This window comes from Levilactobacillus zymae DSM 19395 (genome assembly GCF_001434115.1).
GTDB lineage: Bacteria > Bacillota > Bacilli > Lactobacillales > Lactobacillaceae > Levilactobacillus > Levilactobacillus zymae.
The window spans coordinates 20,054-27,429 of record NZ_AZDW01000031.1; the positions used below are offsets into that span (position 1 = coordinate 20,054).

7 protein-coding genes are annotated in these 7,376 nt (G+C 55.2%); 2 read left to right on the forward strand and 5 right to left on the reverse strand.

Going from position 1 to position 7,376, the window contains the following annotated elements:
* Window positions 1–52: 52 nt before the first annotated feature.
* Window positions 53–1,231, reverse strand: a complete 1,179-nt coding sequence (locus tag FD38_RS06720) for an NADH-dependent flavin oxidoreductase (protein WP_057732579.1) — start codon at window positions 1,229–1,231, stop codon at window positions 53–55.
* Window positions 1,228–1,518: a hypothetical protein gene (locus FD38_RS06725; RefSeq protein WP_057732581.1), complete on the reverse strand. Its 291-nt coding sequence runs from the start codon at window positions 1,516–1,518 to the stop codon at window positions 1,228–1,230. The genes FD38_RS06720 and FD38_RS06725 overlap by 4 nt, the downstream gene beginning before the upstream one ends.
* A gap of 244 nt (window positions 1,519–1,762) precedes the next feature.
* Here FD38_RS06725 and FD38_RS06730 point away from each other — a divergent pair, with 244 nt between their 5' ends.
* Complete coding sequence (locus tag FD38_RS06730; RefSeq protein ID WP_057732583.1) at window positions 1,763–2,761, forward strand: NADP-dependent oxidoreductase; 999 nt, start codon at window positions 1,763–1,765, stop codon at window positions 2,759–2,761.
* 200 nt (window positions 2,762–2,961) lie between these two features.
* Here the strand turns inward: FD38_RS06730 and FD38_RS06735 are convergent, their stop codons facing one another.
* Together FD38_RS06735 and FD38_RS06740 are read right to left on the reverse strand one after the other, a co-directional pair.
* On the reverse strand, window positions 2,962–3,849 hold the full coding sequence (locus FD38_RS06735; RefSeq protein ID WP_057732585.1) for a tyrosine-protein phosphatase: 888 nt from the start codon (window positions 3,847–3,849) through the stop codon (window positions 2,962–2,964).
* 417 nt (window positions 3,850–4,266) lie between these two features.
* Window positions 4,267–4,659 (reverse strand): winged helix-turn-helix transcriptional regulator, encoded by a 393-nt coding sequence (locus FD38_RS06740; RefSeq protein ID WP_057732587.1) that lies wholly within the window; start codon window positions 4,657–4,659, stop codon window positions 4,267–4,269.
* A gap of 140 nt (window positions 4,660–4,799) precedes the next feature.
* Here FD38_RS06740 and FD38_RS06745 point away from each other — a divergent pair, with 140 nt between their 5' ends.
* Complete coding sequence (locus FD38_RS06745; protein WP_057732589.1) at window positions 4,800–5,885, forward strand: S66 family peptidase; 1,086 nt, start codon at window positions 4,800–4,802, stop codon at window positions 5,883–5,885.
* A gap of 68 nt (window positions 5,886–5,953) precedes the next feature.
* On the opposite strand, the gene FD38_RS06750 is transcribed toward FD38_RS06745, so the two are convergent.
* Window positions 5,954–6,952 carry a cation diffusion facilitator family transporter gene (locus FD38_RS06750; protein ID WP_057732590.1) on the reverse strand — a complete coding sequence of 333 codons (999 nt, stop codon included), beginning with the start codon at window positions 6,950–6,952 and terminating at the stop codon, window positions 5,954–5,956.
* Window positions 6,953–7,376: the final 424 nt, after the last annotated feature.

Sequence of the window (7,376 nt, forward strand, 5' to 3'; positions counted from 1 at the left end):
AAGGATACCGCTTTCATGCCCGGTACGGCAAACCCAATTTCGCCGCAACGGTCTACATCTTTTTCTCGAACCCTTCCATGGGTGCCGCTTGGTTCTGGTAGTTCTGCGCGGTCGCCGGATCGTCGGTAAAGTGCATCACCGTATAAAACGCGCCTTTCAGGTAGTCCTGCATCGCTCGCGGAATCTTTAATTCATCCATGGCACTCGGCGATAATTGGTAGCGTAGACTGGCTTCGTCCCCGGCCGCCACCTTTTGGACCCAGAGCGGTTCGCGAATCATTTCCCGGCCCATGGCCACCAAGTCGGTACCTAAGGCCAAAACGGCTTCGGCATCCTGCGGCGTCTCAACGGAGCCCACGCCCATCAACGGCTTCCGATCCGCCAATTGCCGACTGATCTTGGTCAGAATCGGCTCGTGGTCGGTCTTATCGTTGAGCGACGTGCGGTGCGCCGACCCCATCGACACGTGGACGTAATCCACCACGGAATCGCCCAGCATGTCGACAAACGCCAACGAGTCGGCCAAGCGAATCCCCGGCGTTTCGATTTCCTCGGGCGAGATCCGGTAACCCAACAGGAACGGCCGGTCGGCGTACTGGTCGATCGCCGCGTGGGCACTGGCAATCACGGCCTTGGCGAAGGCCATCCGGTCGGTCCCCCACTTGTCAGTCCGCCGGTTAGAGTTCGGGGAGAAGAACTGTTGCAGCAAATAGGTGTTGGCACCGTGGAGTTCGACGCCATCAAACCCGGCCGCAATGGCCCGCCGCGTCGCATCCCCGAAGGCCGCAATGATGTCGTCGATTTCGGCGGCACTCAACGCCCGGGGTTCCTGCGAATCGGCGGGAAAGGTCGCCGCCACCGCACTCGCGCTGACCGGTTGGTGGCCCCGCAAAATCGAGTCGTTGGACTTTCGACCGGCGTGGAAGATCTGTAAGACCGCCTTGGTGCCGTTTTGCTTCATCGCGTGCGCCAGCGCCGTTAAGCCGGGAATATCGCTATCGTTAGCGATGGACAGCTCGCCTTCAAAGCCCTTCCCACTGGCAATCACGTTCGCCACTTCGCCGATGATCAAGCCTAGGCCCCCCGCCCGTGCGCCGTAAAAGTCGATTTCGTCGTTGGTCACGTGACCGTCGTAGAAACTCGACATGGTGGTCGTGGGCGACATCGCCAAGCGGTTCTTTAAGGTCAAACCATTTTTAAATGTATAAGGTTGCATAAATGCATAAGTCATTTCGATTCCTCCCGTTGACAGGTCAAGATTTGTTGTAGGATGGGGCGCAGGCTCTCACCCGTCGGCGAAAGTCCCCACGCCCATTGTTCCACGTGAAACACGATCAGGTGTTGCCGCCACAGATGCCAGCACGCGCGGGCTCCACAGCGACGATCTTTGAGCGGTAACTGACGCCACAGCGCCCAACCGCTTTGCGGGCTCGTGGTCAAACTCAAGAGAATACGCCACTGGGCGGGACACGTGATCAGGGTGCGCACCACCCGTAAGCCAATTAGTTCGTTGGTCATCAGCCACCTCCTTGACCCTTAGTTTACTGACATACGTTCAGAAAAAAAGAAGGCACTTTAAAGTGCCCCAACGCCACAGCCCCAAAACCTTTAGCTTGCGTAACCAATTAATTTCCACTAAAATAGATTAATCATTTAAACCAAATTTAGAGGCCTACCGGTGGCTGCTTGAAGCCACCAAACACCAAATTTTCCACCAACTGAGACCTCTGCACTACTCGTTCGCTCAAAGGAAGGACGTTTCATGCAAGCTATTCAGGTTACCCATTACAATCGTCAACACTGGGTCGCACTTAACGACGTTCCCGAACCCACCGTGGGGCCCACCGACGTCTTAATCGAGGTCCAGGCCGCCGGCGTCAACTTAACCGACGTCCGCTTCGCCACCGGGGTCATGGCCCCGATTCTGCCCACCAAGCCCCCCTTTACGCTAGGGAGTGAGGTCGCGGGGACCGTTTTAAAAGTAGGTGCTGCCGTGACCACCTTTAGCGTGGGCCAAGCCGTGTACGCACGCTTACCGCACACCCAAATGGGGGCCTTCGCCGAACGCGTGGCGGTCGCGGCCAACTGTCTGGCCCCAATTCCCGCGGGACTGACCTTCGAACAGGCGGCCGCGGTACCCTCGGCCGCCCTTGCCGCTTACCAGGCGCTGACCGAGGAACTCTCCTTGAAGGCCGGTGACCAGCTGTTTCTGCCCCGCGGGGCCGGGGGCTTTGGCCTGTTCGTCATCCCGTTTGCCCACAAACTCGGCATCCGGGTGACCACCAGTGCCAGTCCACGGCACACCGCGGTGCTCACAGCCTTAGGCGCCGAACGGGTCCTCGACTACCACACCACCGACTTCGCCACCGAGTTGCACGACTTTGACGCCGTGATCGATACGCAGGGACGCGACGCCATCCCCAACGAGCTGAAAATCTTGCGCCACCACGGTACCCTGGTCTCCCTAGCAGCCCTGCCCGATTGGAAATTTGCCCGGCAACAGGGCTACTCGTTTCCCCGCCAGCTCATCTTTGGTGCCGCCGGACTCGGTTTTACGCTTCAAGCCCGCCACCAACACAAGCAATACCGCTTCATGCTGGTCCACGCCGACGGACCACAACTCTGCCATATCAGTGACTGGTTGGCCGACCTGCACCTGACGCCCACGGTCGCGGCGACCTATTCGCTGGAACAAACGCAGGCCGCCCTCGACCAGGTGGCGACCCGCCAGACCGCCGGCGAAGTGGTCATTACTCGTTAATAGCAGACGCAAAAGGCGCTCCGTCAACCGACGGGGCGCCTTTCTTCATGTCTTTAATTCGCTTGTAAAAATACTCCCACCTCCTCTGTCAGCCGCTTTAATGCAACCGGTCCTCGCCAGATAACGAAAAACGGTGACACACCAGTTAATTCTGGTATGTCACCGCTTCATTTTTGGAGGAGGTCATTCACTGATTACCCCTATTTGACCAGGTACATGGATCGTAATTGGGCCTTCTTGTGTGCCGTTACGCCCAGCTTCTTCAAGAAGTTATTAGTCGAACCATACTTTTGGTTGATCTTCTTGTAGGCAGCGTTCAGGTATTCCTTCTTAACGGCCTTCAGCCGGCGGAAATTAGCCCGAGCAGCCTTATTCGTAGTTACTTTGTCCATGGCAGAGATGGCAATAGCGTTGTCCTTTGCCAAATTATGATTGGACCGTAAGTATTCCCGCATAATGGTCTTTTTGCTGACACCCATTGCGGATAAGAAAAGCATCGCCCCAATACCGGTCCGGTCTTTCCCATCGGTACAGTGGAACAATGTGGACCCCTTCTTTTGGTTCAACAGTTGTTTAAAGAACAGTTTATACCCCTTGACGGAGATTTTGTCACTAACCAATCCTTGGTAGAATTCGGGCATGTGCTTAGGACTCATCACAGCTAATTGTTTTGCAAAGTCGGCTTGCGTGTTGCCCCCAAAGTTGGAGTCCTTAACCACGCCATCCTTGATGTACTTCACACCAGCAATTTTAACGTCCGGTGTACTCTTGATTTCGCTGTTGGTCCGGAAATCCACGACCGTCTTCAATTTGTAAGCCTTCGTCATGACCTTAACATCATGCTTGGTGTAGCCGATCATCTTGTTGGACCGAATGATGCGATGTGCTTTCACAACGGACCCGTTGGTGGTCTTGATACCCCCTAAGTCCTGGACGTTACTGGCACCTTTCAAGGGAATATAAGTCCCATAGATTGCCTTATTAGCCGGTTTAGTCGTTTTAGCATTAGCTACGACAGAACCGCTGAACGTGGTGAACAACATGGTACCCAAAACAACGACGATACCACTCTTCATACTACGTTTCATATGTAAAACCCTCCGATTTTTTAAAAAAGTTGTGCGAATTACTCCTCCGTTTGTAAACGTTACCATAAGAGATTCTGATTGTAAAGTATCCATCTGAACAACAATTCAACCGCTTCATCTTTAGACCAAGTAGTAGACCAATTACGCAAATTACCTACCAAATTAATAAAGATATCGTCACCAATACACCGCTGACCGGAAATATTTGGGTTGGTTAATGTAAAACCTTAGCAATCTGAGTAGAAAGATGGGTAGGTCTTTAGAAACTTTGGACATATTTTTCAAACAATTTACAAAAACACTGCCTAGTAGTCTCGCAAGACTACTAGGCAGTGTTAGATAACGCCGAAAAAGTATTATTTTGAACCTCAGGCCCTTCGTGATAAGGTCTAAGGACTATTTTCGTACTTTCAACCTTTAATTCGCTTGTAATAAGTGCTCGAACCCGGTGTGGTCATTTTGGACCCGCACGTCACGGACACCGTTTTCTCGGAGCTCGTCGACGTGGTGTTCGCCCCAGATCGACATCTGAACCAACACGGTGCCCAACGACCGACCCATGGGCGTCAGCGTATAGACCACCTTGAAGGGGGCCCGTTCGCCGTAGACCTGACGCTGGACGATGCCGTCGTCCATTAATTCACGCAATTGCTGGGTCAGGACCTTTTGGGAAATTTCCGGGAGTTCCTGGCGCAAATCGCAGGTGCGCTGCGGCCGCACGCTCAGGTGGCAGAGCAGCTGCGGTTTCCACTTGCCACTAATCACGTCTAACGTGGCTTCCACGCCGATATTGTAGGTTTTCTTCGCCATTTTCCGGTTCCCCCTGTCGTTTTTACCTAGTTTAACCGCTGAGTCACGCTTTGACGAGTAGGCACTTTTTGGTAACCCTTGGCAAAGGCCGGTCCCAAGCGTAGACTGGAAGCTAACTTTTTTCGCTTGGAGGGATGTTCATGTTCAAACCAGCACCATTGCAGCGCGGGGACGCGGTCGCCATCGTCAGCTTATCGGCCGGCACCCTGGGCGAACCGTTCGCCGCTCACGAACTGGCTCGCGGAAAAGACCGGCTACGTCAACTCGGCCTCATCCCCGTTTGCCTGCCCAACAGCCTCAAGGGAACCGCTTATCTGGCGGCGCATCCCGCGGCCCGGGCCGCCGATCTCAAAACGGCCTTCCTGGACCCGCAGATTCGCGGGATTATCTGTGCCATCGGGGGTAACGACACCTACCGGTTAGCCCCGTTCTTACTTGATGACCCCGATTTTCGTGCGGCCGTCACGGCACATCCCAAACTCTTCACCGGGTTTTCGGACACCACGGTCGACCACCTGATGCTCTACCAGCTGGGACTGACCACCTACTACGGCCCCAACCTGCTCAACGATTTGGCCGAACTGGGGCCCGACCTCTTACCGTACACGGCCCAAACGCTACACCACTACTTCACCAATCCCGCCACGACGACCATTGCTAGTAGTCCCGTCTGGTACCAGGAACGCACCGATTTCTCGCCGGCGGCCCTGGACACTCCCCGCAGCAGTCACCCCGAAACGCGGGGCTACCAGGTTTTACGCGGCCACGGACAAGTGACCGGGCCCTTATTGGGCGGTTGTCTCGACAGTCTGAACAGCCTGCTGACCGACACGCGGTTTCCCGACGAACCCACCGTTAACGCCCACTACCACCTGCTTCCCAGTGCCGCCGACTTTGCGGGAAAGATCCTCTTCTTGGAAACCAGCGAGGAGCGGCCCACCCCGGCGGCCTACCAAACCATGCTGGAAAATCTAAAAACCGCCGGTATCCTGGGAGCTGCGGCCGCCATCATCACGGGCAAACCCCAAGACGAGGTCTACTATGCCGACTACTGCCGGGTGTTACAGGCGGTCACCGCCGACCTCCAGACACCACTCATGACCAACCTCAATTTCGGTCACGCCTACCCGCGGACGGCACTCCCGTACGGGGCTATGGCGCGCCTAGACTTAGACCAAGCGACGCTGACCATCACGGAACCCTACTTTGCGGGGCCGACCGATTAAATCCCTAACACAAAGCGGCCTTACCCCGAAACTTGGGATAAGGCCGCTTTACTAGTTTTCACTAAAATTTACCGACCGCGCTGCTCTTCGCTGGTGGCCGGCACCGCCATCACGTCGGTGTCGACGATGCCAAATTGCCGGCGCATCTGGGCTTCGATCTCCTCACCCAACCGGTAGCTGTCTTGGACCTCCATGTGGGCGTCGACGGCGATGATCACGTCCAGCGTGACCATGTTGCCACTATAGTGCGCGTTGAGCTCCTCGACGCGGACCACCTGCGCGTGTTGCTCGATGGCCGCCCGGAATTGAGCTTCGGCTTGGGGGTCAAAGTAATCGGCCAGGTTCAAACTACTCTCGCGAAAAATCTGAATTCCCGCCGCCAGGATGAAGAAGCCGACGACGATACTGGCCACGCCATCCAGCCAGGTCACCCGAAACCACAGCGCGCCACCGATGGCGACCAACGTGCCCAGACTGGTCAGCGCATCGCTCAGGCTGTCTTGGGCGGCGGCCGTCAACGCCGCGTTGTTGAGCTTGCGGCCGCCTTGTCGGTTGAACCACCAGACGATCAGCATGATGCCCATGGCGATGGCCGCCCCGACCAACGTGATGGGCCGGGGAATCTCCTGCGTTGCCGGTTTGACTAGACTCTTCAAGCCGCCGTAAATGACACTGACGGCGATGGCAACCATCACGATCCCCGTGATCAGGGTGAAGACCGTTTCGTAGTGAAACCGCGTCAGTTGGAGCCGCTGCCCCGTCTTCTGTAGGTCCTGCGGCAGGGGTTGGCCCATCAAATCATCGTCGTCGATGTCGCGGGCAATGAAGATGCCCACCAGCAGTAACGCCGCCGAAATGATGCCGGCGAGGTTATTGAAGGCGTCGGCCCGTAGCGTCTGTGAATGGCCGATGATGGCCAGATAAAATTCGATGACCGATATCAACAAGTACGCGCCCACGTTGAACCACAGGTGTTGCTGGGCGCTCCGGAGTTTTTGCAATTCCTGGGTTTGGATCGTCTTCCACGCGGCATTTTCCGCTTGGCGATGTGTCTTTAAACTTTGCATGTCGTTCCTCCCAAATGACCGCGACCGGTCGCCCCCATTATACCCACTTTCCGGACCGCACCGCCCCGAAAACTTTCGGGGAGTCCGGGTTTATTTCGGTCCCCATGTGAAAGCCGATTTCAGCCGTGAACGCCTAAAATGAAAGTCGCTTGTTTAGCTTTTCTTTAATGCTTAGTCCCACTGAAAACGGCTCATTAAAAATTTAGAATTGGCGTAACCTTAGGGCCAAGCGCGATAACGGCCCCTTTTAGCGCTGACTTTACAAACTTTTTAGTGAAACCGGTTGCGAACTGTAACTCCATCGGTTATAATTACGTTGTGAAATAGGTATCAAAGATTTTCAAAACTTCCGAAAGAAGGCATTTGTATAATCCTGAATTATTCACCAGAAACTCCAAAATCCCCATCAAACACATGATTCAAG

Bases quoted from the DNA above. Each gene is read 5' to 3' on its own strand.
- FD38_RS06735 (WP_057732585.1), bottom strand. From the start codon at position 3,849: ATGAAACGTAGTATGAAGAGTGGTATCGTCGTTGTTTTGGGTACCATG.
- FD38_RS06725 (WP_057732581.1), bottom strand. From the start codon at position 1,518: ATGACCAACGAACTAATTGGCTTACGGGTGGTGCGCACCCTGATCACG.
- FD38_RS06730 (WP_057732583.1), top strand. From the start codon at position 1,763: ATGCAAGCTATTCAGGTTACCCATTACAATCGTCAACACTGGGTCGCA.
- FD38_RS06750 (WP_057732590.1), bottom strand. From the start codon at position 6,952: ATGCAAAGTTTAAAGACACATCGCCAAGCGGAAAATGCCGCGTGGAAG.
- FD38_RS06720 (WP_057732579.1), bottom strand. From the start codon at position 1,231: ATGACTTATGCATTTATGCAACCTTATACATTTAAAAATGGTTTGACC.
- FD38_RS06745 (WP_057732589.1), top strand. From the start codon at position 4,800: ATGTTCAAACCAGCACCATTGCAGCGCGGGGACGCGGTCGCCATCGTC.
- FD38_RS06740 (WP_057732587.1), bottom strand. From the start codon at position 4,659: ATGGCGAAGAAAACCTACAATATCGGCGTGGAAGCCACGTTAGACGTG.